The sequence below is a fragment of the Pseudomonas sp. URIL14HWK12:I12 genome, assembly GCF_003097135.1.
In the GTDB taxonomy this organism is placed as follows: Bacteria; Pseudomonadota; Gammaproteobacteria; order Pseudomonadales; family Pseudomonadaceae; genus Aquipseudomonas.
This window is the reverse complement of record NZ_QEQL01000002.1, coordinates 678,013-703,138: the sequence shown is the minus strand read 5'-3', so window position 1 is coordinate 703,138 and position 25,126 is coordinate 678,013. Positions and strand designations below refer to the sequence as shown.

Below are 25,126 nucleotides of genomic sequence, written 5' to 3'. Positions count from 1 at the left end.
GAACTGGCGCAGCAGGCCCTGCTCGGTCACGGCATAGGCCTGCCACACCTGGGCGTCGAGCAGCACGTAGAGGTAACCTTGGCGCAGGGTGCGCAACCGGCCCAGCCGGGCGGAGGTCACGTCGGCCTCGATGTCGCCTGCCGGCGGGGCGAAGGCAGTGCGCAGTGGCAGGATCGGCAGCCCGCTGCGCTGGCAGGTGGCGCAACGGCCGACCGGTATCGGGTCGTTCTCGGCCAGCAGGTTTTCGAGGTGGGAGTGCTGCTTCATGGCGCGGGGAACCCGTTCCGGCTGCTCGGGAGGCGCATGGGAGCATGCCGGGGGCGGGGGGGTGAATAGGCGTAGTTCTGAAATCCTCCGATAGGGACGCACTCAGTCTGCGCCGATCCATCCTCCCAACCAGACGTTTGTTAAGCCGTCCCGCAACCCCTGGCTCAATGTCATGCAGACACATGCCCTGCTTGCCGAGGAGAAAAGCACGAGGTTGGATAGCGAAGAATGTTCACTTCCAACCGCTGCCGACGCGCCCGCTGCACTTTTCACCACAAGGCGATTTCGTACGTCAGGTAGATACGGTAGTTGTCACGGTCGTCCGAGTAGGTCGACCGCGAGATCGCATGGCTCAGCTGCGTGCCGACCCCTTTGAAACGGCCGCTCTGCACGACGTATTTAAGGCTTGTATTGGTCTCGTGTTCCCGCGCTTCTATACCTTTGTAGGCCCCCTGCTCGCCTTTGTAGTACCGCGTCATCAGGGTCAGGCCCGGTAGGCCAAGGGCCGCAAAGTCATAGTCGTAACGGGCCATCCAGGTCTTCTCGCCGGCTTGGATGAACTTGCCGACACTGGCGTTGCTGAAGGAATAGACAGAACCGCCGTTGACGTAGGGTAACGCCGTATCACCGAACAATTTCTGATAGCCCAGGCCTAGCGCATGGCCGCCCAACCGGTAGGTGAACAGGCTGCTGAGCATGTCTGCATCGACCTTTCCGTTGTAGGCACGCCCGGCATCTGCGCTATCGAAGTAGCGTAAATCACTGGTCACGCTGCCGCTGCCTAGCTGCCATTTGTGCACGATGCCAAGAAACCCCTGGCGATAGAAGTCGCGCATCTCCCCGAAGTAGCCGGTGAGGCTCAGATTCGAGTTGGCCTTGTAGGTAGCGCCGGCGAAGTCGAAGTCGGTGCCCTCATTGCCACGGTAGCCTGACGGCGTCATGTCGACGCTGTCGGTGGAGTTGCGAGTTTTGTTCTTATCGAGATGGCCTGCATGCAGGTAGAGGTCAGTGATACCGGTGTATTCAACTTGCGTGCCGCGGAACGTTTGAGGCAGCAGCCGGCCGTCGTTGTAGACCAGTACCGGAATGCGCGTGAGCAACGTGCCGCTTTTGATCAGCGCATCGCCTACCCGCACCTTGGCTGTCAGGCCCAGGGTGGAAAACTCATCAGCGGCATGGCCGTTGTCATGCACCGGTATCAACCCGGTATCGGCATGCGCCGGGCTCGAGTCGAGCTTAAGCCCCACCAGCGCCAGGGCGTCCAGGCCAACGCCAATGGTGCCTGGGGTGAAGCCCGACTGCAGGTCCAGCAAGAAACCCTGGGCCCATTCCTTGCGGTCCTCGCCGCCGTCTCGATAGCCGTCGTTGAAGTAATAGTTGCGCAGTTCCAGCGTACCGTGGCTATCGGCGATAAAGCCGTCGGCGTGCGCTGGTATTGTGGTGGTCGATGCGAGGCTGGCACAGGAAACCAGGGAGGTCACAAACAGTTTTTGCATCACGCTGTCCTCATCGCAGTTGTTGGTTTTATGGCAGCGAAAAAAAAGCCGACAGCTACTTCAGCCCAGGCCTTGCCCTACTCTGGACGCTGGACGCCATGTCGCTTCGCGGCGGACACTAACCACTGGTGAAGCCCCTTACAACGTTATGCGCAGCGCGCATTGGGCTATGCGCGAATGGCTGTTTCAACAGGCCTGAACCCGCATCTGAAGGCAGGAATAATTGACGAATTTCAAACAGTTGGAAGCCTTCAAGGCAATCATGGAGACCGGGTCGACTATCGGTGCGGCGGCCAGGATGGAAGTGTCCCAGTCTGCCGTGAGCCGCTTGTTGGGCCAGCTTGAAGAGAGCCTCGGGGTAGCCCTTTTTCTTCGTCGAAACGGCCGGTTGACCGCCACGCCGGAAGCCGATGAACTGCTTGCCGACATCAGCGGCCTGCTCGACGGCATGCAGCGTGTGCAGCGCAGGGCCGATGATTTGCGACTGGGTCGGTCGAGCAAGACACTGCTCAAGCTCGGCGTACCGCCCAGCATGAGCCAGCAGTTGATCCCACGGCTGGTCGCGGCCTACCTGCGCGACCGCCAGAACGTGGTGGTAGAACTGCTCATCGGTGCCAATGCCTACCTGGAGCGTGCCGTGCTGGAGCGCTCGGCCGATCTGGCGCTCGTGCGGCTTCCCGTTGAGAACGACGGTCTGGACGTAACGCCGGTGCTGGAAGCCGAAGGGGTCTGTGTCATGCCGCTGGGGCACCCGCTGGCACTCAAGGAGGTCGTCGACATCACTGATCTGCGCGGCGTGCCGATGGTCATGCTGGGCCGCCAGCGCGCGTTGCGGGCAGAACTGGATCTGCTACTGCGCGGCGCTCGGGTTGCCCCTCAGGTGCATGTCGAAGTGCACTCGGTCGCGGCCGCCTGTGCGTTCGTGGCCGAGGGCACGGGTGTGGCCATCGTCAACGCATTTCTGGTCAGCCACTTCAGTGATCTGCCGATCGTCACTCGTCGTTTCGAACCAAGTTTGCCCCACGCTTTCGGCTTGATTTCACGCACTGGCCAGCCTCATTCCCGAGCTCTCGAACACTTTGCCCAGCACCTGCGCGAGCAGCTTTTGCAAGCGTCGCTGGCGTTTGAACAGGCCTTCGAAAACACCGGCAACAGGCAACAAATCGAATAGCTTTACCCGCTTTACGCATAACGTTGTACGCGCTCGGAGGTTGTCTTAAGTTCTGCTGCATCCGCCCCGGAACGGGCGGGTTACAGCCGATTCGAACCACCTCAAAAACAAAAACGAGAGCTTGCCATGTTGCCATCCGATCGCTTTCCCACAATGACCTCCAGCGCGTGTGAAGGGCCGTTGGCCCGCGCCCCTTTGTTTGCCTGCCGTTGAACCGCCCCGGCGGCCCTCGCCGCCTTGGCTCGACCTGAATCAAACATCTGCAGAGCACTTCACATGAACGAAAGCCTGAAACCTATTCTTCCTCTGGGTGCGCCGGGGGACGGCGTTGCCCCGGGCCTGATGCCCGGCCGGCACCGGCAGGTCAACCCAGCGGCCATTCTGCTGGTGATCGTTTTCCTGGCAATGGCGATGACCTACGTCGTGAGGTCTGGGGAATATCAACGTCACGGCATCATCGTCGTGCCTGGCTCGTACAAAACGCTGGAAAAAGACGCCTCGCCCGCGCAGTTGTTTTCCATTCCGGTACGCAAGGCCGATGACACCTTCGCGCAACCGGTCAGCCTGACCGAGGCGGTCATGGCCATTCCCCAAGGCATCGAAAAAAGCGTGGGGTTGATTTTCATGGTGCTGTTCACCGGTGGCATGCTCGGTGTGCTGAACCGTGGAGGAGCCATCAATGCCGGGCTGGAAAGGCTGCTGGGCGCGACCCGTGGCAATGTCTACGTACTGGTGCCCTGCCTGATGCTCGCCTTTTCGGCAGGCAGCACGTTCATGGGCATGGCCAAGGAATACATCGTGATCGTGCCGCTGATGGTGGCATTGGCCAACCGAATGGGCCTGCCCAACATCGTAGGCTTGGCGCTGGTAGTGGTGCCGTTGAAGATCGGCTACCTGGCCTCGGTTTCAAGCCCCGTGGCATTGTCCGTAGCACAACCGATCGTCGGGCTTCCAGTGTTCAGCGGGATGAGCATGCGCGTCGCCGCCTACGTGACCATGCTGCCGGTGGGTATCGCGTTCATGTTCCTGGTATTGCGCCGGTTCGGCTTCGATCGCTCGGTGGCGCATCAGTTCGAGAGCCGGCGCCTGTCGATTCGACACACACTGAACCTGATCCTGCTGGCGGCGGGTATCGTTTTTCTGATTTACGCCTCCAACACTTGGCACTGGCAGTACACGGCACTGTCGGCCTATTACCTGGCGTTGAGCGTGGTGTTCGCGGTCGTCGCGGGGCTTGGGGCCAGTGAAGGGTGCGCAGCATTCATCGAAGGGATGCAGAAGGTGCTGATCGCCGGGGTGATGATCGGGCTGGCCACCGCGGTGCAGATTGTCCTTTCCACTGGCGATGTGCTCGATACCGTGGTCGATGGCCTTGCCCACCTGATGGGCAGCCACGGGCCAATTCTTTCCGCGCTGGGCATGTTTTTCAGCCAACTACTGCTGGAGCTGCTGATCCCATCGACCTCCGGCCAGGCCGCGGTCACCATGCCGATCTTCGGCCCCCTGGCCCAGCTGTCCGGGGTCAGCCCGCAAACCAGCGTGTATGCCTTTCTGCTGGGCCATGGCTTGACCAACATGATCAGCCCAACGTCCAGCGGGCTGCTGGTCTTGCTGGCCGCGGCCCAGGTGGGCTGGGGCGCTTGGGCCCGCTTCATCTTCCCCCTGTTGTTGGTATTCCTGGCGCTATCCATTGCCCTGCTGATCACGGCCGTGGTCATCGGCTACTGACGGCGCTGTTTTCCACACTCTGTCTTTCATTCTCTGGTGCGACGGTGCTGCCTCGATCGGCACGCCTACGCCCTTTAAGGTTCCAGCATGAATACGCTTTCCGACCTGCCCCAGGTTTCCATGCGCATTTTGCGCAATGTGACAGTGCCCATGCGCGACGGCATCAACCTGGCAACCGATGTTTATCTGCCTACGGGCACGCTGGGACCGTGGCCGGTGGTGATCGAACGCACACCCTACGATAAAAGCGCCCCGTCGCGATCCGAGGTGCGGCTGGACGGCCATCATCTGTCCCGCGAAGAGATGGCCGCCACCTTCACCGGTGCGGGCTTCGCCCTGGTGTTCCAGGACTGTCGCGGGCGCTACGGTTCCGAAGGCGTGTTCACCAAATACACCAATGAAGGTGAGGACGGCTTCGACACGCTCGCCTGGATCATGCGCCAGGATTGGTGCGATGGGCGCATCGGCAGCATGGGGCTTTCCTATGCAGCGCACACGCAGCTTGCCATGGCGTGCCTGGCCCCCCCGGGCCTGGCCACGATGGTGCTCGATTCCGGGGGTTTCCATAACGCCTACCACTGCGGAGTGCGGCAGGGTGGTGCGTTCGAGCTCAAGCAGGCGACCTGGGCTTTTCGCCGAGCCAAGGAAAGCCCGGCCGCCAAAGCCGACCCGTCACTGCGTCAAGCGCTGGAAAACGAAGACATCCACCAGTGGTTCAAACGCATGCCATGGCGGCCCGGTCACTCGCCCCTCAGGCATCTGCCCGAATATGAGGCCTACTTGCTGGACCAGTGGTCGCGAGGCCGTTTTGATGATTACTGGCAACAACTGGGGATTTGCGCAGAGGCGTGGTTCGACCGTATACCCGACATCCCGGTGATGTTCATGTCCAGCTGGTATGACGCCTACGTCAGCTCGACACTGGCGAACTATCAAACCTTTCGCCAAGGTCGAACCGCCCCGCAACGGCTGATCATGGGGCCGTGGCTGCACGGTGACCGAAACGTTACCCGCAGCGGCGATGTGGAGTTCGGCCCGCACGCAGCATTCGATGGGCAACTGGCTCAAGACTGGCTCGCCTGCCGGTTGGGTTGGTTCAATCATCACCTCAAGGCGCCCCGCGCCCCTGAAAGCGCAGCGGCCGGCGTTCAGGTTTTCTTGATGGGCACAGGCAGCGGCCAGCGCAACGGCCAGGGGCACCTGGAACACGGTGGGCGCTGGTTGAGCGCAGCGCACTGGCCATTGCCCGGCAGCGTCGAATGGTCGCTGTATCTACAGCCGGAGGGTACCCTGAGCACCAACCCTCCCGCTCGGGGACAAGGCTCGTTGAGTTACCGCAGCGACCCGGATCATCCTGTGCCTACGCTCGGCGGGGCCCTGACCTCCGGTGCGCCGATCTTTGCCGGCGGTGCTTTCGATCAACGGGAAACCCCCGGTTTTTTCGGCGCTACAGGTGACGGCCGCACCCTGTCATCGCGCGCCGATGTGCTGAGCTTCCAGACCCCACCCTTGGAGCGCGACCTGGTAGTGGCAGGGCCTGTGCGCGTGGAGTTGTGGGTACAGACCGATGGCCCGGACACGGACTTCACCGCCAAATTGATTGACGTTTACCCCCCCAGCGATGACTACCCAGAGGGTTATTCCATGAACATCACCGATGGCATCTTTCGCTGCCGGTACCGGCAGTCCTGGGCCCACCCCACCTTGGTAACCCCCGGCGAACGCTTCCCGATCACCATCGAGCCGTTCGCAACCTGTAACCTTTTCAAACGAGGCCACCGCTTGCGGGTAGATATCGCCAGCAGCAACTTCCCCCGCTTCGACGTCAACCCCAACAGCGGCGAACCCGAGGGGCAGGCCTTAGCCAAGCGTGTGGCAACGAACACCGTGCACATGAGCGAAGGCAGTGCATCGCGAATAGTGCTGCGGATACTGGAAAACAGCGGCGAAAGCTGCGCGGTGCAAGGATGGCCCCTGGAGGGGCCGCAACAAAGCTTCTGATCGACATTGCACTGACCTGCCTGGCGTTCCCGTTCATGGGCCAGGCCGCCAGGCAGGCCTTCAACCGCGCGCACCTGGGGGGGCATGCACCCCGCCCCTTGAACCCATGGCATATAACTTGCGACACATTGGCATTCCCCAGCGCCGGATGCCCCATGCTCCACTCCCACCTCACCACCCTCAATGCCGTTTCATTGGTGCTCACCACCTTCCGCGAACAGGGCCTGCCCGACGACCTGTTGCTCACAGGCAGCGGTATTAGCACTGCGGACTTGAACCGTGCCGACACCCGCATCGGCACGCACCAGGAAATGCAGGTCTGCGCCAACGCTGTGGCCTTGCGCCGTGAGATTGGCCTGGAGCTGGGCCGGCGTATGCATGTGTCGGCCTATGGCCTGCTCGGTTACGCCCTGCTCACCAGTGCCACCTTCGGTGACGCTTTGCGCTTGGCGCTGCGCTACCCGGCGCTGCTGGGAACGGTGTTCGAGTTGAGCCTGGAGCACGAGGCCGAGCGCATCTGGCTCACCGCCACCGGCTACCAGGGCAACGCGCAATTGCAGGCCTTCAACGCCGAGTTCTGCCTGGTGTCGCTGAAGGTGATCTGCGACGACCTGCTCGGCCGCCCCCTGCCCCTGCTGGCCACCCGTTTCGAACATGAAGCGCCCGACTACCAGGCCCGCTATACCCACAGCTTCGCCTGCCCCTTGCAGTTCTCGGCCACCGCCAACGCTTTGGCCTTTGACCGCGCCTGGTTGGCCGAGCCTTTGCCCCTGGCAGACGCCATCACCCACCAGGCCATGGCCGAACGCTGCCGCAAGCAGAACCTGGAATTTACCGGGCGCCAGGCCTGGCTCGGGCGCATTCGCCAGTTGCTGGCCGCCCAGTTGCGCAGCGCGCCGGGCCTGGACGGGCTCGCCGCGCAAATGAACTGCTCGGCACGCACGCTGCGCCGGCACCTTCGCGAGTTGGGCTGCAGTTATCAGGAGTTGCTCGATGAGCTGCGCTTCGACCGGGCCAAGCAACTGCTCGCGAGTGGCGAGTGGCCCATCCACCGCATTGCCGACCAGCTGGGCTTTAGCGAAACCGCCAGCTTCCGCCATGCCTTCGTACGCTGGAGCGGCGTGAACCCCAGCCAGTTCCGCCCATGAACTGGCCTGCCATTTTGCGGTGCGGCCTGCTTCGAAACAGGGCGAAATCAGGACAGAGGTTTTGGCCGTATCGATCCCCTTTTGGCCGTTCCTGCCGTTTTCCGAACTTCGCCGGGCAACAACAATAAAGCGCATCCCCACGCCCACGGAGAACAAGAAATGCTGACGGTCTACTCAGACGATCATCACCTGCATCACGGCCGCTGCGAGCTGATTGGCGGGCAACTGATGCCCTGCTTCGAAATGCCCTCACGGGCCGATCACGTGCTCGCCCGCGTTCGCCAGCAAAGCCTGGGGCCGGTGCGCGAGCCAGAGGATTTCGGCCTTGAGCCGATCCGCCGGGTCCACGACGGCGCCTACCTTGAATTCTTCAAAGGCGCCTGGGCACGCTGGGCCGAGCTGGGCGAGGACGGCGACCTGCTGCCGTTCACCTGGCCGGCGCGCACTTTGCGCCAGGTAATGCCCCAGAGCCTGCATGGCCAGCTCGGCTACTACACCTTCGACGGCGGCGCCCCGGTCACCGCCGGCACATGGCAGGCTGCCTACAGCGCCGCCCAGGTGGCCCTCACCGCCCAGGCCGAAATCCAGAACGGCGCCCATAGCGCTTTCGCGCTCTGCCGGCCACCGGGGCACCACGCCGCCAGCGACCTCATGGGCGGCTACTGCTACCTCAACAACGCTGCCATCGCAGCCCAGGCTTTCCTCGACCAAGGCCGCTCCAAAGTGGCGATCCTCGACGTCGACTACCACCACGGCAATGGCACCCAGTCGATCTTCTATGAGCGCAGCGACGTGCTGTTCGCCTCGATCCATGGCGACCCGGCAGCCGAATTCCCGTTTTTTCTCGGCTATGCCGACGAGCCCGGCGAAGGTGCAGGCAAAGGCTTCAACTTCAACTACCCATTGCCCGCCGGCAGCGGCTGGGAGCGCTGGAGCGCAGCGTTGGAACAAGCCTGCGGCGAAATCGAGCGCTACGGCGCCGAGGTTGTCGTGGTGTCCCTCGGCGTCGACACCTTCAAGCAGGACCCGATCTCCCAGTTCAAGCTCGACAGCCCCGACTACCTGCGCATGGGCGAACGCATCGCCCGCCTGGGCAAGCCGACGCTGTTCGTGATGGAAGGCGGTTATGCGGTGGAAGAAATCGGCATCAATGCCGTGAACGTACTCGAAGGTTTCCAGAACGCCCAATGAGGAATCAGCAGCATGAAAAGACTCAAGCGTTTCATCGCCCCCGCCCTGTGCGCGGCCCTGCTCTGCGGCGCGGCCCAGGCTGAAGACCGCACCCTGCGGGTCTACAACTGGTTCGACTACATCACCCCCAAGGCGCTGGACGACTTCAAGGCGCAGAACAGCCAGGTCAAACTGGTGTACGACATCTTCGACACCAACGAAGCACTGGAGGCCAAGTTGCTCACCGGCAACTCCGGTTATGACGTGGTGGTGCCGTCCAACGTGTTCCTGGCCAAGCAGATCGAAGCCGGCGTGTTCCAGCCGCTGGACCGCAGCAAGCTGCCCAACTGGAACCACTTGGACCCCAAGCTGATGAAATTGCTGGAAGCCAACGACCCGGGCAACAAATTCGCTGTGCCCTACATGTATGGCACCATCTTGATCGGCTTCAACCCGGCCAAGGTCAAGGCCGTGCTAGGCGACAACGCACCGGTCGACAGCTGGGACCTGATCTTCAACGAAGAAAACATCAGCAAGCTCAAACAGTGCGGCGTCGCCCTCCTCGACTCGCCCTCGGAGATACTGCCGCTGGCACTGCAGCACCTGGGCCTGGACCCCAACAGCAACAACCCCAAGGACTATGAAAAGGCCGAGGCGCTGCTGCTCAAGATCCGCCCTTACATCACCTACTTCCACTCCTCCAAGTACATGGCCGACATCGCCAATGGAGACATCTGCGTCGCCGTGGGCTATTCCGGCAGCTTCTCCCAGGCCGCCAACCGTGCCAAAGACGCCAAGAACGGCGTGGTGGTAGACATGCGCCTGCCCAAGGAAGGCGCGCCTATCTGGTTCGACATGCTGGCGATTCCAAAGGGCGCTAAAGACCCGGAAGACGCCTACCGGTTCATCAACTACCTGCTGCAACCGCAGGTGATTGCGCCGATCAGCGATTTCGTGGGGTACCCGAACCCGAACAAAGACGCGACCGACCTGGTTGATCCGGCGATTCGGAACAACCCGAACCTGTATCCAAGTGAAGGCGCCATGAAAGGGCTCTATACCCTGCGGCCGTTGGATCAGAAGGCCGAGCGAGTAAGAACCCGGGTCTGGACGAGGATCAAGTCCGGGGCGTGAGCAACCTTCACCGGTGGCGGCGTTGATGCCAAGCGATGCACAACGCCGCCACGCAGCTCAGTGCGTGCGCCCCCGCAGCAGCTGGATCGTTCTGTCGTCGGGCCTGCCGGCATAGAATTGATCGAGCGCCTGCTGGTACAAACCCGCCTCAGGCTGGGCCTGATTGAACAGCGTCAGGCACGAACGCAGCTTCAGATCATCAGGCGAGCCGAAGATGTGAGAAGCACTCAGCTCGCTGTGCTCGAGCAACGCCTGCACACACTCCACAAGCCGCGGCCCGAGCAGGGGTGCGCCAGATAAGCGCGGGCCTCGTCCAGATCACCAATGCCGAAGCGCATCGCGGTGTCGCTCATGCCAAGCCCCTTCAGTTGCGGGAATACGTACCACATCCAGTGGGTTGCCTTGCGCCCTGCGTGTAGCTCATCCATCACCCGGCCGAACACCGGGCGCTGCGCTTCGACGAATCGAGACAGGTTGAAAGGGTCGTTCATGGTGCGAGTTCCTCATGATGGCATGGCCGAAGGGCCTGCACGCCGCGTGGCATCCAGCTGCATGGCTAATATGGACCGCCCGTTCTCGCCGATGGCTCAGCCCAACCTAGCCCGCTTGGCCTGTTGGTCCCTGGGCCTTGATTCAAACCCGAGCGGGCGATCGCTGCCCGGATGAGCGAGGCCCCTAGAGGAGCCCGCCAGGTACTGCGCGCGCAGAATAAGCCTGGAACGTTGTAAAGCTTCGGCGTGCCAAGCCGAAACACTACCAACGGAGAAACACCCATCGGCCAAGCTGGCCACCCTGAAAGCCATCATTGGTACATCAAACGTCGACCTCAAAGAACGTGCGGCCAATGGGTACTTCCCACCTTTTGAATGACTGAGGCCTGCCTTGCTTAGAAATGCCCCTTTGAGTACCAAGTTACTGCTTATCCTCGCCTTCCCTTTGCTCGGGTTTCTGGCCTTCTCCGGGATCTACGTGGCGGACAAGCGCGAAACGCTGAGTGAAATGAAGCGTGCCGTCAACGCCACCAACGCAGCGAGAAAACTGAGCGACGTGGTCACCACCATTCAGCGGGAGCGCGGCGCCAGCGGCGTGTTCCTGGGCAGCGGCGGCAAGGTCATGCAGAACAAACTACAGAGCCTGCGCCAGGAAACAGACCAGGCCGTGAGCGCGATGCGTACCCAATCGCTCGAAGGCCTGCCAGCGCCGGACAAAATGCTGCGCGCACTGGCCGATTTGGCTGATCTGCGCCGTAAAGTGGACACCTTGGCCATTAACAACATCGAGTCCGGTGCGCAGTTCACCGACCTGATAAAGAACCTGATCGGGTTCTCCTACACGCTGGAAACGAGCATCCAAGATCCTGAGATCCTGAGGGCTTTGAGTTCGCTCAACCAGTTCGCAGACATGAAGGAGCGTTCGGGCCGCGAGCGCGTATTGCTGGGCCTGGCGTTCAACCAGAACCGTTTCGATGCGCCGCTGCTGTCGCGCTTCAGCCGCAACATGGGTGAATTCTCCGGCTATTTCGAAGCCTTCCAGCGCTGGGCGCCCACCGCCTTCAAGGACAAGCTTGACGACGTGCTGCAACAACCTGCCTCGCAGGAAGTGGCCCGGTTGCAGAAGCTTGGTTTCGACACGCCCCTGGGTGAGCCGCTGAACATCAAACCTGAAGAGTGGTTTGACCTGGCAACCACCCGTATCGACATGATGGCGAAGGTCGAGGCGGAGCTGGGCCAGACTGTAGTGAGCCTGGCCGATGGGCAGCGCAGCGATGCCGAGCGCGGCCTGTACATGGCCAGCGCCACCGTGGTGCTGATGCTGATCGCGGTTTTGTGGCTGGCCTCAGTGATCATCCGCAATATTCGTGTCGCGGTGGTGGATGTAAACCGCACCTTGGTGTCCCTCGCTACCCGAGATCTGACCGCCAGGACCCGTTACACCGGCAAGGATGAGTTCGGAGAAATCGCGCGCAACCTGGATAACATGGCCGCCCAGATCAGTGAAGTGATTGCAGAGATCGGCAGCGCGACCGCCCAGGTCGCCACCGCTGCAGAGCAGTCTTCGGCTGTGGCGCTGCAAACCAGCAATAACGTAGCGCAGCAGCGCCACGGTACTGATCAGGTGGCCACCGCCATCAGCGAAATGAGTTCGACCGTAAAGGATGTGGCTCGCAGCACCACCGAAGCCGCCGGGATCTCCCAGCGGGTCAATACCAGCACGGTGCAAGGCAAGGCAGAGATCGAAAACACGATCAGCCTGATCAAGGGGCTGGAAGTGCAGGCTGAGCAAACAGCGACGATCATCGGTGAGCTCAAGGGCGAAAGTGACTCGATCTCCACGGTATTGGATGTGATCCGCGGTGTGGCCGAGCAAACCAACCTGCTGGCGTTGAACGCCGCGATCGAAGCGGCGCGCGCGGGTGAGCAAGGGCGTGGGTTCGCAGTGGTCGCTGATGAAGTGCGAAACCTTGCACAGAAAACCCAGGACTCCACCGTCAGCATTCAAAGCATGATTGCCAACCTGCAATCGGGCTCTCAGCGAGCTGCTTCGTCCATGCAGGAAACGTTGGACAAGGCTCAGGAAGGCGCGAGAAACATCGTGCGAGCAGGTGAGCTGCTCGAAGCGATCACCGACGGGATGAACACCATCAGCGACAGCAATATTCAGGTAGCCTCAGCCACTGAGCAGCAGAGCCAGGTCGCTGAAGAAATCCATCGCAGTGTCACCGACATCAATGCGCTGGTGATTCAGGTCAGCGCCGGAGCAGAGCAGACGGCAGCTACCAGCCAGGAGCTGGCGCGGCTGGCCGAGCAGCAGCAGCAGCTGGTGGGGCGTTTCAAAGTGAGCTGAGCCCCAACCAGCCAGGCGCCGTCCAGCGCGCCCCTTCAGAAGGGGTACTGGCGCGGCGTCGCCTGCACGCTGATCCAGTGGTCGGTGGTGAACGCTTCAATGGCCCAATCGCCGTTGAAGCGCCCAAGGCCCGAGTTTTTTTCACCGCCGAAGGGGGCATGGGCCTCGTCATTGACCGGGATGTCGTTGACGTGGGTCATGCCGGCCTTGATGCGTCGAGCCAAGCGCGCGCCGCGCTCCAGGTCGCCGGTGAACACCGCACTGGAGAGGCCGAGCTCGCTGTCGTTGGCCAATGCCAGCGCATGGGCTTCGTCTTCTGCCTGCTGAATGCCCACCAGCGGGCCGAAGATCTCTTCCCTGGCGATTTCCATGCTCGCCAGCACATCGGCGAACACGTGCGGGGGCATCAGCTGGCCGTTCGGTTCGCCGCCCACCACCTGGCGGGCGCCTTCTTCATGGGCGCGGCTGATTTTGTCGACCAGCCCCTGGAGTTGCCGGCGGTTGATGATCGGGCCAATGACCGTGTCTGCTTCATTGGGGTCGCCGACTTTAAGGGCGCGCACCCGCTCGGCATAGCGCTCGACGAACCGGTCGTACAACGGCCGCTCGACAATGATGCGATTGATCGCCATGCAGATCTGCCCCTGGTGCAGGAACTTGCCCATCACGGCTGCCGATACCGCTTGCTCCAGGTCGGCGTCCGCCAGCACCACGAACGGGCTGTTGCCACCCAGCTCCAGCGCCACGTGCTTGAGGTGCTTGCCACCGCTGGCAATGCGGCCGATCTGGGCGCCCACGGGGGTTGAGCCTGTGAAAGAGATGAACTTGGGAATCGGGTGCTCGACGAAGGCGTCACCGATCTCGGCGCCGGAGCCGACCACCACGCTGATCACGCCAGGCGGCACGCCGGCTTCCTCGAAAATGCGTGCGCAGAGCAACCCACCAGTAACGGGGGTATCACTGGCCGGCTTGATCACCACCGCATTGCCCAAGGCCAATGCCGGGGCAACAGAGCGTTGAGTGAGGTGCAAGGGGAAGTTCCAGGGGCTGATCACGCCTACCACCCCAAGCGGCTCGCGGTACACCCGGTTTTCCTTGCCGGGTATGTTCGAAGGCAGGATGCGGCCGTGAACCCGCGTAGGGAACGACGCTGCCTCCAGGGTGATGCCCTTGGCGGCGCCCCACTCGATCTGGGCCTTGATACGGGTAGAGCCCGACTCCTTGATGATCCACTCGACGATCTCCTCCTTACGCTCATCGAAGATCTGCGCAGCCCGCAGCAGGATACCGGCGCGCTGGGCCGGCGGCAGGTCGCGCCAGGTCTTCTGGGCAGCGGCAGCGGCTGCGTAGGCCTGGTCAAGGTCATCGCGGTTAGCCTGCTCAAGCGTAAGCAGGGTTTCACCGTTGTACGGGTTGGTGACCGTGAGCGCCTTGCCAGCGCGGCCGCCTCGCCATTGGCCGGCGAGGGGCAGCAGGTGCAGGTCGGTGTATCGATCGCGAGCAGGCGGGTTCATGAGGGCTCCTCCGAAGGTTGAATGGGTTTGACCACCGTTGGACAGAGGTAATCGGCCAAATCGCCATGGAAACGGCCAAACGGCCGGGCTCGCGCTGCAATCACTGCCGCAACAAGCGTTAAAAAGCCAACGGAGAACAACGTATTTGAGAAATATATGCAAATGCGATTAATGCTCTGTATCATCCCGGACGCATTTTTCCTCCCCCCCTCTGAAGAGCCTTTTCGATGCGTTACGCGTTGACCTCGTTGTGCGTCTTGAATCTTGTTACCCCCCTGGCCCTGGCCGATGAAGCGGCCTCGCTCGACCTGCCCACCCTGAACATCGAGGGCACTGCGCAGCGCAGTGAAGGCAGCTACCAGCAGCCGCGCAGCGCCAGCGCGACCAAGACCGAAGCGGACCTTCACGAAGTGCCGCAGTCGGTGTCGGTGGTGCCGCCCCAGGTGCTCGAAGACACCAACGTGACTCGCCTGCAGGACGCTCTCGATTACGGTGGCGGTATCGGCCGGGCCAACAACTTCGGCGGCCAGGGGCTGACCACCTACACCGTGCGCGGTTTCACCACCGGCGAGTTCTACCGCAACGGCTTTCCGGTGAACCGCGGCTACCCCAATGCCCCAGACGCCAACACCCTCGACCATATCGACATCCTGCGCGGGCCGGCGGCCACGCTCTACGGCCGCAGCGACCCCGGCGGCACCTTCAACGTGGTGACCAAGCAGCCGCAAGCCGAGCGCAAGACCACCATTGGCGGGCAAATGGACGACCAAGGCATGTACCGCGGCACCCTCGACACCACCGGGGCGGTGGGCAGCGGTAACACCTTGCTCTATCGCCTCAACGTGTTGGGGGAAGGCGGCGACTCGTTCCGCGACAACGTCGAAACCGAGCGCTACGACCTGGCGCCGGTGATCCAGTGGCAGGCCACCGACGCCACGCGTATCACCTTCGAAGGCGACTACATGCGCAACAACCACCCGCTCGACCGTGGCAACACCCACTACCCCGGGCAGGTCGGCGTGGGCAGCCGCGACACTTACGTATGGGAAAAAGGCTCGACCAACCTGTTGAACAACGACAACAACGTCAGCCAACTGCGCTTCGATCACCAACTCAACGACAACTGGAGCCTGAGCGGCGGTGTGCAGTGGCTCGACGGAACCTTGCATGGCAACGCAGTGGAGGCCAACGGTATCGCGGCCGATGGCCGGACACTGGGGCGCAATTTCAACTGGCGCAAGCTGGAGTGGAGCGATCGGGATTACCAGCTGAACCTGGCCGGCACCTTCAACACCGGCAGCATCGAGCACACGCTGCTGGCAGGGGTGGAATACGAGCAGTACGACTATCGCTCGATCATTCTTCGTTCCAGTGGTGCGCTCGGCGCTTACCCAGTCGACCTTTTCAATCCGGTGCTGGGGCAGGCGCGGCCGGCGCTCACGCGCACCACCACCCATGACCACGAGCAACTCGACAGTACGTCGGCCTATATCCAAGACCAGATGCAGCTGACCGAGCGCCTGAAATTGCTGGTGGGTGCGCGCCTCGAGCGCGACGAACACGATTACGACAACAAGCTGCCGAACAGCGTGGACTGGAACAAGAACGAAAACGCGGTGACGCCCCGTTACGGGCTGGTCTATGACCTGACACCGGCCGTCGCTGTCTATGGCAGCTATTCCCAATCGTTCAAGCCCAACACCGGCGCCTCCGCACAAGGCGCAGGTTTCGATGCCGAAGAAGGCAAATCCTACGAGTTGGGCGTGAAGTGGAAAGCGCTCGACGACCAGCTGACCGTCGACGCTGCCGTGTTCCACACACTCAAGGACAACGTGCTCACCCCAGACCCGGCCAACGTCAATTTCTCTGTTGCTGCCGGGCGCGTGCGCAGCCGTGGCTTGGACCTGAACATCGCCGGCAACATTACCCCGCAATGGCGGGTGATCGGCGGCTACTCGTACGTCGACGCCGAGGTGGTGAAGGACAACAGCCTGGCCACCGGCACGCGCCTGGCCAACATCCCGCGCAGCAGCTACAACCTGCTCAACGTCTACGAGTTTCACGAGGGCCGGCTCAACGGCCTGGGGCTGGGCCTCGGTGTGCGCCACGTCGCCGAACGTGCCGGGCAAACCGCCAACAGCACCTACAGCATGGCCGGGTACACCGTGGCCGATGTGCTCACCTTCTACCAGGTGACGCCGCAACTGAGGGTGAACCTGGACGTGAAGAACCTGTTCGACGAAGCGTACGAGGAAGGGGCGTTCAACCAGTATGCGTACCCGGGCGCGCCGCGCACGGTGCAGACCGGGTTCACCTATAGTTTCTGAGGTGGCCCAGGGGTGAACGCCGCTGTCCCACAGGCCAGAGCGCTGTACGGCTTTTTTCCCCAGCATCTGTATCTAACCCGGCGACACTGGCCCACCTAGGATCGATACCTCTACCGATCGATCCAGGAGCCCCTTATGCCCGAGCCCTCCCACCTCCTTGCCTTCGCGTTGATCTGCCTGGGGATGGCACTGACCCCCGGGCCCAACATGATCTACCTGATCTCCCGCTCGATCTGCCAAGGCCGCCGCGCCGGGCTGATCTCGTTAATCGGGGTGGGTTTGGGCTTCGTGACGTACATGCTTTGTGCGGCGCTGGGTATCACTGCGCTGCTGATGGCGGTGCCGTTCGCCTACGACGCACTGCGCCTGGCCGGCGCGGCGTATCTGCTCTACCTGGCCTGGCAAGCGCTCAAGCCCGGCGGGCGTGGGGTGTTCCAGGTGCGGCAACTGCCACCGGACAGCCCTCGCAAGCTGTTCACCATGGGGCTGGTGACCAGCCTGCTGAACCCCAAGATCGCCGTCATGTACCTTTCGCTGCTGCCGCAGTTCATCGACCCTACCGATCACGGCAGCGTGCTGTCGCAGTCGCTGGCACTGGGCTGCACGCAGATTCTGGTGAGTGTGAGCATCAACGCGCTGATCGCGGTGATGGCCGGCTCCATCGCCGTGTTCCTGGCTCGCAAGCCGCGCTGGCAGGCCGTACAGCGCGGGCTGATGAGCACGATGCTGGCAGGCTTGGCCGTGCGCATGGCCGTCGAAAGCCGCCGCTGAAGGCATAGCGTATAGTGGCGCGCACCTCGACCACGCAGGTGCCCTCATGCAACTGGAATGGCTGGAAGACTTCATCGAACTGGCGCGTACCCGCAGCCTCTCGCGCGCCGCCGAGAACCGCTGCGTCACCCACCCGGCCTTTGGCCGGCGGATTCGGGCGCTGGAGGACTGGGTCGGCACGGCGCTGATCGAGCGCCGGCAACCGGTGGCGCTCACCCCGGCCGGCTCGCTGTTTCTTGAAGCTGCGCGCCAGTCGATCGAGCTGCTGGGCGCTGCACGCGCGCAATTCCAGATTCTCGGCCAGGGGCGTGACGAACCACTGCGCATCGCCACAGGCCGGACCCTGGCCAGCGACTTCTTCCCCGACTGGTACGCAAGCCTGACCCCGCGCTTCGGCACCTTCGCCGTGTCGTTGGTCACCGGTGGTTCCCAGGAGGCGATCATGCGCCTGTCGGCGGGCGACGTGGACGTGCTGCTGATTTTCTCAAGCCCTCTGACCCAGGTACTGATCGACCCCGAGCGGGTCGATAGCCTGGCGCTGAGCGATGAGGAACTGGTACCGGTCAGTGCGCCCGGCATCGATGGCCAGCCGCGTTGGTGGCTGGGCCCGGAGCAAGCCGGCGGGCCGATTCCGTGGCTGGCCTTTTCACCGACCCTGGCGCTGCGCGGCGTGCTGGCTCGGCACCTGGCAGGGCTGAACTGGCGCCCTGCCCTGAAGATGGTCTACCAGGCCGACGCTTACGAGGCGATCCTGGAAATGGCCAAGCGCGGCACCGGGCTTGCCTGGCTGCCACGGCGGGTGGTGGCCCGGGCGCTGGCCAGCGGTGAGCTGTGCATCGCCGGCGACGCGCCGCTGCATGCGCACTTCCAGATCATGCTGCACAAGCTGAAATCCAACCGCCACGAGGCCCTGTTGCGTATCTGGGCAGGCCTGGGCAGCGCACCAACTCAGGGCATCTGAACACGGCACTGCCGCCGGGGGCCGGCAGGGGCTCCCACTCTTGAAGGCGCGTGCCGCCTCGGCCCGGTGTTGTGCCGAATCGGCAATTGCCTGGCGCGCCTGCGCTGGGGCACGGTGTGCGGCACAAAGCCAACACGCCGCGCCGCAGCGCAGGCGAAAGACCGGGGATACGCCATGACCAGCCACACGCTCGATGCGCCCGCCACTGGGCGGCGCAACCCTTGGAAGGAGATCGTCGCCGCCAGCTTCGGCAACGCTCTGGAGTTCTATGACCTGCTGATCTATGGCTACTTTGCCGTGGTCATCGGCCGCCTGTTCTTCCCTGCAGATAACGAAACCACCTCGCTGCTGCTCAGCGTCGGCTCCTTCGGCGTGTCATTCCTGATGCGGCCGCTGGGCGCCATGGTGCTGGGCGCCTACGCCGACCGCGCCGGCCGCAAGGCCTCGCTGACGCTGTCGATCGGCCTGATGATGATCGGTACCGCGATGATCACCTTCGTGCCCAGCTACCAGAGCATCGGCCTGGCTGCACCGGCGCTGATCCTGGTGGCGCGCATGCTCCAGGGGTTTTCCACCGGCGGCGAGTTCGGTGCCGCTACCGCGTTCATGGTCGAGCACAGTGGCAGCGATCGGCGCGGTTTCTTCGCCAGCTGGCAGCTCTCAACCCAAGGCCTGGCAACCGTGCTGGCGGCCGGGGTCAGCGCATTGCTCAGCGCGACGCTCAGCGATGCCCAGCTCAATGAGTGGGGCTGGCGGGTGGCATTCGGCCTGGGGCTGCTGATCGGCCCGGTGGGGTTGTACATTCGTGCGCAGATCGATGAAACCCCGGAATTTCGTGCCGAAGCCGCCCAAGGCCGCACCGAACGCACGCCGCTGCGCGAAGTGCTGGTACAGGCCCCGGGCCGCCTGCTGCTGGCCATCGGCGTGGTTGCCGGCGCTACCGCCTTCAACTACGTGCACAAGCTGTACATGCCCACCTACGCCATCAAGCAGCTGCAGATCCCGGCTACCTCTTCGTTTCTCGGTGCACTGGTGACAGGCGTTTCGTTGATGGTGCTGGCCCCGGTATTCGGCGGTCTGTCGGACCGCTACGGGCGCTTTCGCGTGCTGACCCTGGCGATGCTGGCGATCGGGTTGTCGTCCTGGCCGCTGTTTCTGTGGCTCAACCAGAGCCCCACGGTCGGCACCCTGCTGATGGTGCAGGCACTGGTGGGCATGCTCATCGCGGCGAGCCTAGGGCCGATCCCGGCAATGCTCTCGGACATATTCCCCACCCGGGTGCGCGGCACGGGCCTGGCCCTTAGCTACAACTTTTCGGTCACGCTGTTCGGCGGTTTCGCGCCGCTGATCGTGACCTGGCTGATCGACGCCAGCGGCAACCGCATGGCCCCCAGCGGCTACGTGATCGCCACCGCGAGCATCAGCCTGGCGGCCGTGCTACTGCTCGGCCGGCGCATGCGCCACGCCACTCACTGAATTCCTTTGCCACGCCCTTTATTGGCCACCTGCCGGAGACCTTCCATGAGCGCATCCTCACACCCTCGCCACCGCCTGGCACCCTACCCGGTGCAAGTCGCGTTCCCAGACATCACGCGTTGGCGCCAAGGCACCGACGGCGTGGACTACCTGCACCGTTTCGACAGCGGCGAGCCTGGCCCGCACGTGATGATCAGCGCACTGGTGCACGGCAACGAAGTCAGCGGTGCGCTGGCGCTCGACACCCTGCTCAGCGCTGGGCTGCGCCCACGCCGCGGGCAATTGAGCCTGGTGTTCGTCAACGTGCAGGCCTATGCCGCGTTCAACCCCGAAGACGCCGACGCCACACGGTTTCTCGATGAAGACCTGAACCGCGTATGGCTCGACCCCCGCCTGGACGGCACCGAGCACAGCCGCGAACTGGCCCGTGCCCGCGAGCTGCGGCCGTGGGTGCGCCAGGCCGACCTGTTGCTGGACATTCACTCCATGCACGAAGCCAGCGCCCCGCTGATGATGTGCGGGCCAACGGCCAAGGGCCGCGCCCTGGCTGCACGCCTCGGCGCACCGGCCACGGTGATCGTCGACGCCGGGCACGCCAATGGCAGGCGCTTGCGCGACTATGGCGACTTCGCCGATGAAGCCAGCCCGCGCAACGCCTTGCTGGTCGAAACCGGCCAGCACTTTGCCGCGCACAGCGAGGCGGTGGCGATGGACACCGCGCTGCGCTTTCTGCTGATGGCTGGCACTGTGGATGAGCAGGACGTGGCGCACTGGCCGCTATTGCCGCTGCCGGCCACCCAACGGTTCCTGGAAGTCACCCAGCCGGTGGTGGCGCGTACCGAGGACTTCCGTTTCGTCGAGGACTTCAAGGGGCTGGAAACCATCGAAAAGGCCGGCACCGTGATCGCCTACGACGGCGGCCAGCCGGTGGTGACGCCGCATGACCATTGCGTGCTCATCCAGCCCTCGCTGCGCCAACTGGCGCCGGGGGTAACCGTGGTGCGGTTGGCTCGGGAAGTTGCCCAAGCGTGAACCTTACTGCGCTTTCAGATAAGCCAGGATATCGGCCACCTTCTGCTCATCGGTCAGCCCCCAGAAGTACATCTTGGTACCCGGCACCACCTTGTCGGGGGCGGCCAGATAGGCCTTGAGCCGTGCTTCGTCCCAGGTGAACCCGGCCGCTTTCATTTGCGCCGAGTAGCTGTAGTCGGGCAAGGCACCGGCGTGGCGGCCGATGATGCCGTTGAGCTGCGGGCCGAAGCTGTTGCGCGCATCCGGGCCTGCCTTGTGGCAGCCGCCGCAAGTGCGGGTGAACAGCTTCTGCCCGTTTTCGACGTTGCCCGGGCCTGCGCTGCCGCCACCTTGGCCGCAGCCGCTGATCAATAACAGGCAAAGAATCAGAGCACGCTTCACGGCATCTCCAGAGCTGAGGCGGACGGGTTGTGGCCGAAGCAGCGTTTGTATTCACGGCTGAACTGCGAGGCGCTCTGATACCCCACCCGCAAGGCAACTTGGGCCACGCCCTCGCCGGCCATCAGGTACTGTTGCGCCTTGACCAGGCGCAGGCGCTTCCAATACTGCAGCGGCGTCACGCCAGCATGGCGCTTGAACTGCGCGTGAAAGGCCGACACGCTCAGGTGCGCCTGGCGGGCCAGGCTCTCGACGTTCAGCGGCTGGGCAAAATGCCGGTGCAGGTGGTTCAGCGGCCCGGCCAACCGGGCAAAGGGCCCGCGCTGTTCGACCAACGCCCGCAGCGCACTGCCCTGTGGGCCGCGCAAGGCCGCGAAAATCACTTCCCGCAGCCGGGCCTGGCCCAGCGCCTCGCGTTCGGGGGGGTGGTGCAGGCAACGCAGCAGCCGCTCGACTGCCTCGCGCATGGGCGCATCCAGCGGCGCACTGGCCATGCTCTGCGGCGTTTGCCGCTCATTCGGGCCGCTGACATCCGGGCCCAAGGCCTGTACCAGCTCGGACAGCAACGCCAGGTCGACCGCAATGGCCACGCCCAGCAGGGGCTGATCGGGGGTGGCGAAGGTCTCGTATTCGAACGGCACCGGCAGCGCCTGCACCAGGTAATGGCCGGCGCCGTATTCAAGGGTACGCTCGCCCAGGTAGGCGAACTTGCTGCCCTGGGCGATCACCATCAGGCTGGGGTCGTAGATCTGCGGCGAGCGAGCAACGTTCTGGTGGGCCACCACCACTTGCACTTCGGCCATGGCGGTGGGCAGAAAACCATTGCGCAGCGCCAGCGGGCGCAGCAGTTCGATCAGGGTATCTTCGGCGGGCATGGGCAGGGCAAGGCAACACACAGGGCGCCCATGATCGCAAAAAATGTCGTTGCCGTGGAGTTTTCAGCATGCCGGGCACAGTTTTCGCCATCGCCGCGCCGCCGTCTCGGCGGCACACTGCGTGCCCTGTTCAGCTTGCTTACGGAGCCCTAGATGCGCCCTACTCACGGCTATGCCGCCCTCTCCCCTACCACCCCTTTGGTGCCGTTCAGTTTCGAACGCCGCGCCCTGCGCGCCGACGACGTGGCCATCGACATCCTCTACTGCGGGGTGTGTCACTCCGACATCCACCAGGCGCGCAACGAATGGGGCATCGCCAATTACCCGCTGGTGCCAGGCCACGAGATCGTCGGCCGGGTCAGCGCGGTGGGCAGCCAGGTCACCGGCTTCAAGGTGGGCGATGCCGTGGGGGTAGGCTGCATGGTCGATGCCTGCCGCCAGTGCCCGGCGTGCGCGGCCGACCAGCAGCAATACTGCGATGAAGGCCCGACCATGACCTACACCAGTTACGACCGCCACGACGGCACCCTGACCCAGGGTGGCTACAGCGACCACATCGTGGTCAGCGATGCGTTCGTGGTGAAAATGCCCGACGGCCTGGACCTGGCGGCCGCTGCGCCCCTGCTGTGTGCCGGCATCACCACCTGGTCGCCGCTGCGCCGCCACGGCGTAGGTGCAGGCCACAAGGTCGGCGTGCTGGGCATGGGCGGCCTGGGCCACATGGGCATCAAGTTCGCCAAGGCCCTCGGCGCCCAGGTCACTGTGTTCACCCGCTCGGCCAGCAAGATCGACGAGGCCCTGCGCCTGGGCGCCGACGCGGTGGTGTTGTCCAGCGAGCCGGAGCAGATGGCTGCCGTAGCCGGGCACTTCGATTTTCTGCTCGACACCATCCCGGTGCAGCACGACCTCAACCCCTACCTGGAAACTCTGCGCTTCGGCGGCACCCACATCCTGGTGGGCCTGATCGAGCCGATCGAGCCGGCTATCCACGCCGCCAACCTGATCGGCAAGCGCCGCGCGGTGGTGGGCTCGTTGATCGGTGGCATCGGCGAAACGCAGGAGATGCTCGACTACTGCGCCGAACACGCGATCGTGTGCGACATCGAGACCCTGGCCCTCAAAGACATCAACCAAGCGTTCGAGCGCACGCTCAAGGGTGATGTGCGGTACCGGTTCGTGATCGACATGCAGGCATGAGGCTCGGGCGCGGCCAGCGGCCCGCCGCACAGGTGATCCGGCATGGCCACCCTGCCCCATAAAAAAACCGGCGCCATCACTGGCGCCGGTTTTTTTCAGCCAAGCCCGATCAGCGGGTTTCGGCCACTTTCAGGTCGTCTTGGGGAGCGGTCAGCTCCAGCGGGGCGCCGCCGGAATCCAGTTCGCTCTTGAGCTTGGCTTCGTCCAGCTCGCCGACCCACTTGGCAACCACCAGGGTGGCGACCGCGTTACCGACCAGGTTGGTCAGGGCGCGGGCTTCGGACATGAAGCGGTCGATGCCCAGGATCAGCGCCATGCCGGCGACCGGCAGGTGGCCGACGGCCGAGAGGGTGGCAGCCAGCACGATGAAGCCGCTGCCGGTCACCCCTGCAGCGCCTTTCGAAGACAGCAGCAGCACCGCCAGCAGGGTCAGCTGGTGCCAGATGTCCATGTGCGCGTTGGTAGCCTGGGCGATGAACACGGCAGCCATGGTCAGGTAGATCGAGGTGCCGTCGAGGTTGAAGGAGTAGCCGGTAGGAATCACCAAGCCAACCACCGACTTGTTGGCGCCAGCGCGCTCCATCTTGGCCAGCAGGCGTGGCAGGGCCGATTCCGAGGAGGAGGTGCCCAGTACGATCAGCAGCTCTTCACGGATGTAGCGCACCACTTTCAGAACGCTGAAGCCATGTGCACGGCAGATCGCGCCCAGCACCAGCACCACGAACAGTACGCAGGTGATGTAGAAGCAGGCCATCAGCTGGCCCAGCTGCACCAGCGAACCGACGCCGTAGGCGCCAATGGTGAACGCCATGGCACCCAGCGCGCCCAGCGGCGCGAGCTTCATGATCATGTTGATGATGTTGAACATGGCATGGGCGAAGCGATCGATCAGGTCCAGCACCGGTTTGCCATAGGCACCCAGGCGGTGCAGGGCGAAGCCGAACAGCACCGAGAACATCAGCACCTGCAGCACGTCGCCTTTGGCGAAGGCGCTGTAGATGGTGTCGGGGATGATGCCGAGGATGAAGCCGATCACGCTCTGGTCGTTACCCTGAGCTACATAGCCGGCAATCTTGGAGGCGTCGAGGGTGGCAGGGTCGATGTTCATGCCGGCGCCTGGCTGAACCAGGTTGACCACGACCAGGCCGATGATCAGCGACAGTGTGGAAACGATTTCGAAATACAGCAGTGCGTAACCGCCGGTCTTGCCGACCGATTTCATGCTCTGCATGCCCGCGATGCCGCTGACGACCGTGCAGAAGATGATGGGGGCGATGACCATCTTGATCAGTTTGATGAAACCGTCGCCCAGGGGCTTGAGGGCTTTACCGGCATCAGGATAGTAGTGGCCGATCAGGACACCGATGATGATCGCGAGGATCACCTGGAAATACAGCGATTTGTACAGAGGCTGACGAGTCGTCATAGCAGTTTCCTCAAGCGCATCGTCTGGCAATCCATTACCAAACGCTCACGACACCTTGGATTTGTAGTTGTTTGGGGGCCGGCCACGCGGCGGGCTGCCAAATGCTTCGCAAAGCGCGTGCCAGTTCGTGTGATAAGGCTTTTGGCTAGCATTGGCGGGCGGTGCAAGCGCCGGGCGGGAAAAGTAGTCGAGCAGAAATGGCGAAATTCC

Annotated in this window: 19 protein-coding genes and 2 pseudogenes; 14 read left to right on the top strand and 7 right to left on the bottom strand. The window is 63.3% G+C overall.

Annotated elements, in window-relative coordinates; all coding sequences use genetic code 11:
* A partial coding sequence (locus F474_RS10160; protein ID WP_133244996.1) for a toxin VasX occupies nt 1–267 on the bottom strand: 267 nt, incomplete at its 3' end.
* Nucleotides 268–536: 269 nt separating this feature from the next.
* Nucleotides 537–1,763, bottom strand: coding sequence for an OprD family porin (locus F474_RS10155; protein WP_097085272.1), 1,227 nt, complete (start codon nt 1,761–1,763; stop codon nt 537–539).
* A gap of 223 nt (nt 1,764–1,986) precedes the next feature.
* Between F474_RS10155 and F474_RS10150 the strand changes: the two genes are divergently transcribed.
* The 6 genes from F474_RS10150 (at nt 1,987) to F474_RS10125 (ending at nt 10,115) form a co-directional block, all read left to right on the top strand.
* Nucleotides 1,987–2,934: a LysR family transcriptional regulator gene (locus tag F474_RS10150; RefSeq protein WP_256577750.1), complete on the top strand. Its 948-nt coding sequence runs from the start codon at nt 1,987–1,989 to the stop codon at nt 2,932–2,934.
* Nucleotides 2,935–3,276: 342 nt separating this feature from the next.
* Nucleotides 3,277–4,662, top strand: a complete 1,386-nt coding sequence (locus tag F474_RS10145; RefSeq protein ID WP_097085596.1) for a YfcC family protein — start codon at nt 3,277–3,279, stop codon at nt 4,660–4,662.
* Nucleotides 4,663–4,782: 120 nt separating this feature from the next.
* Nucleotides 4,783–6,663 (top strand): CocE/NonD family hydrolase, encoded by a 1,881-nt coding sequence (locus F474_RS10140; RefSeq protein WP_097085597.1) that lies wholly within the window; start codon nt 4,783–4,785, stop codon nt 6,661–6,663.
* Between the two features lie 155 nt (nt 6,664–6,818).
* Entirely contained in the window at nt 6,819–7,811 is a 993-nt protein-coding gene (locus tag F474_RS10135) for an AraC family transcriptional regulator (protein ID WP_097085598.1), read from the top strand.
* Between the two features lie 159 nt (nt 7,812–7,970).
* The gene (locus F474_RS10130) at nt 7,971–9,002 is read left to right on the top strand and encodes a histone deacetylase family protein (protein ID WP_097085273.1); all 1,032 of its coding nucleotides are present in this window, start codon (nt 7,971–7,973) and stop codon (nt 9,000–9,002) included.
* Between the two features lie 12 nt (nt 9,003–9,014).
* The gene (locus tag F474_RS10125) at nt 9,015–10,115 is read left to right on the top strand and encodes a polyamine ABC transporter substrate-binding protein (RefSeq protein WP_097085274.1); all 1,101 of its coding nucleotides are present in this window, start codon (nt 9,015–9,017) and stop codon (nt 10,113–10,115) included.
* Between the two features lie 57 nt (nt 10,116–10,172).
* On the opposite strand, the pseudogene F474_RS10120 reads toward F474_RS10125, so the two are convergent.
* Nucleotides 10,173–10,606 (bottom strand): annotated as a pseudogene (locus F474_RS10120) (DUF1810 domain-containing protein).
* A 508-nt stretch (nt 10,607–11,114) separates the two neighbouring features.
* Here F474_RS10120 and F474_RS23245 point away from each other — a divergent pair.
* Together F474_RS23245 and F474_RS23240 are read left to right on the top strand one after the other, a co-directional pair.
* Nucleotides 11,115–12,098 (top strand): annotated as a pseudogene (locus F474_RS23245) (nitrate- and nitrite sensing domain-containing protein); the annotation flags it as partial.
* The gene (locus F474_RS23240) at nt 12,093–12,959 is read left to right on the top strand and encodes a methyl-accepting chemotaxis protein (protein WP_371916147.1); all 867 of its coding nucleotides are present in this window, start codon (nt 12,093–12,095) and stop codon (nt 12,957–12,959) included. The pseudogene F474_RS23245 and the gene F474_RS23240, both read left to right, overlap by 6 nt.
* A gap of 35 nt (nt 12,960–12,994) precedes the next feature.
* On the opposite strand, the gene F474_RS10110 is transcribed toward F474_RS23240, so the two are convergent.
* Nucleotides 12,995–14,473, bottom strand: coding sequence for an aldehyde dehydrogenase family protein (locus F474_RS10110; RefSeq protein ID WP_097085276.1), 1,479 nt, complete (start codon nt 14,471–14,473; stop codon nt 12,995–12,997).
* Between the two features lie 227 nt (nt 14,474–14,700).
* Here F474_RS10110 and F474_RS10105 point away from each other — a divergent pair, with 227 nt between their 5' ends.
* From F474_RS10105 to F474_RS22805, 5 genes are all read left to right on the top strand, one after another.
* Nucleotides 14,701–16,800 (top strand): TonB-dependent siderophore receptor, encoded by a 2,100-nt coding sequence (locus tag F474_RS10105; RefSeq protein WP_097085277.1) that lies wholly within the window; start codon nt 14,701–14,703, stop codon nt 16,798–16,800.
* A gap of 135 nt (nt 16,801–16,935) precedes the next feature.
* On the top strand, nt 16,936–17,571 hold the full coding sequence (locus F474_RS10100) for a LysE family translocator (protein WP_097085278.1): 636 nt from the start codon (nt 16,936–16,938) through the stop codon (nt 17,569–17,571).
* 46 nt (nt 17,572–17,617) lie between these two features.
* Nucleotides 17,618–18,532 carry a LysR family transcriptional regulator gene (locus F474_RS10095; protein WP_097085279.1) on the top strand — a complete coding sequence of 305 codons (915 nt, stop codon included), beginning with the start codon at nt 17,618–17,620 and terminating at the stop codon, nt 18,530–18,532.
* 174 nt (nt 18,533–18,706) lie between these two features.
* Nucleotides 18,707–20,008: an MFS transporter gene (locus tag F474_RS22810; protein ID WP_097085280.1), complete on the top strand. Its 1,302-nt coding sequence runs from the start codon at nt 18,707–18,709 to the stop codon at nt 20,006–20,008.
* A 45-nt stretch (nt 20,009–20,053) separates the two neighbouring features.
* Nucleotides 20,054–21,040, top strand: a complete 987-nt coding sequence (locus F474_RS22805) for a succinylglutamate desuccinylase/aspartoacylase family protein (RefSeq protein ID WP_097085281.1) — start codon at nt 20,054–20,056, stop codon at nt 21,038–21,040.
* Between the two features lie 3 nt (nt 21,041–21,043).
* Here F474_RS22805 and F474_RS10080 read toward each other — a convergent pair whose 3' ends face one another.
* Nucleotides 21,044–21,421: a cytochrome c family protein gene (locus F474_RS10080; protein WP_097085282.1), complete on the bottom strand. Its 378-nt coding sequence runs from the start codon at nt 21,419–21,421 to the stop codon at nt 21,044–21,046.
* On the bottom strand, nt 21,418–22,293 hold the full coding sequence (locus tag F474_RS10075; RefSeq protein WP_097085283.1) for an AraC family transcriptional regulator: 876 nt from the start codon (nt 22,291–22,293) through the stop codon (nt 21,418–21,420). The genes F474_RS10080 and F474_RS10075 overlap by 4 nt, the downstream gene beginning before the upstream one ends.
* A gap of 153 nt (nt 22,294–22,446) precedes the next feature.
* Between F474_RS10075 and F474_RS10070 the strand changes: the two genes are divergently transcribed.
* Nucleotides 22,447–23,490, top strand: coding sequence for an NAD(P)-dependent alcohol dehydrogenase (locus F474_RS10070; RefSeq protein ID WP_097085284.1), 1,044 nt, complete (start codon nt 22,447–22,449; stop codon nt 23,488–23,490).
* A 109-nt stretch (nt 23,491–23,599) separates the two neighbouring features.
* On the opposite strand, the gene F474_RS10065 is transcribed toward F474_RS10070, so the two are convergent.
* The gene (locus F474_RS10065) at nt 23,600–24,916 is read right to left on the bottom strand and encodes a dicarboxylate/amino acid:cation symporter (RefSeq protein WP_097085285.1); all 1,317 of its coding nucleotides are present in this window, start codon (nt 24,914–24,916) and stop codon (nt 23,600–23,602) included.
* Between the last annotated feature and the right edge of the window lie 210 nt (nt 24,917–25,126).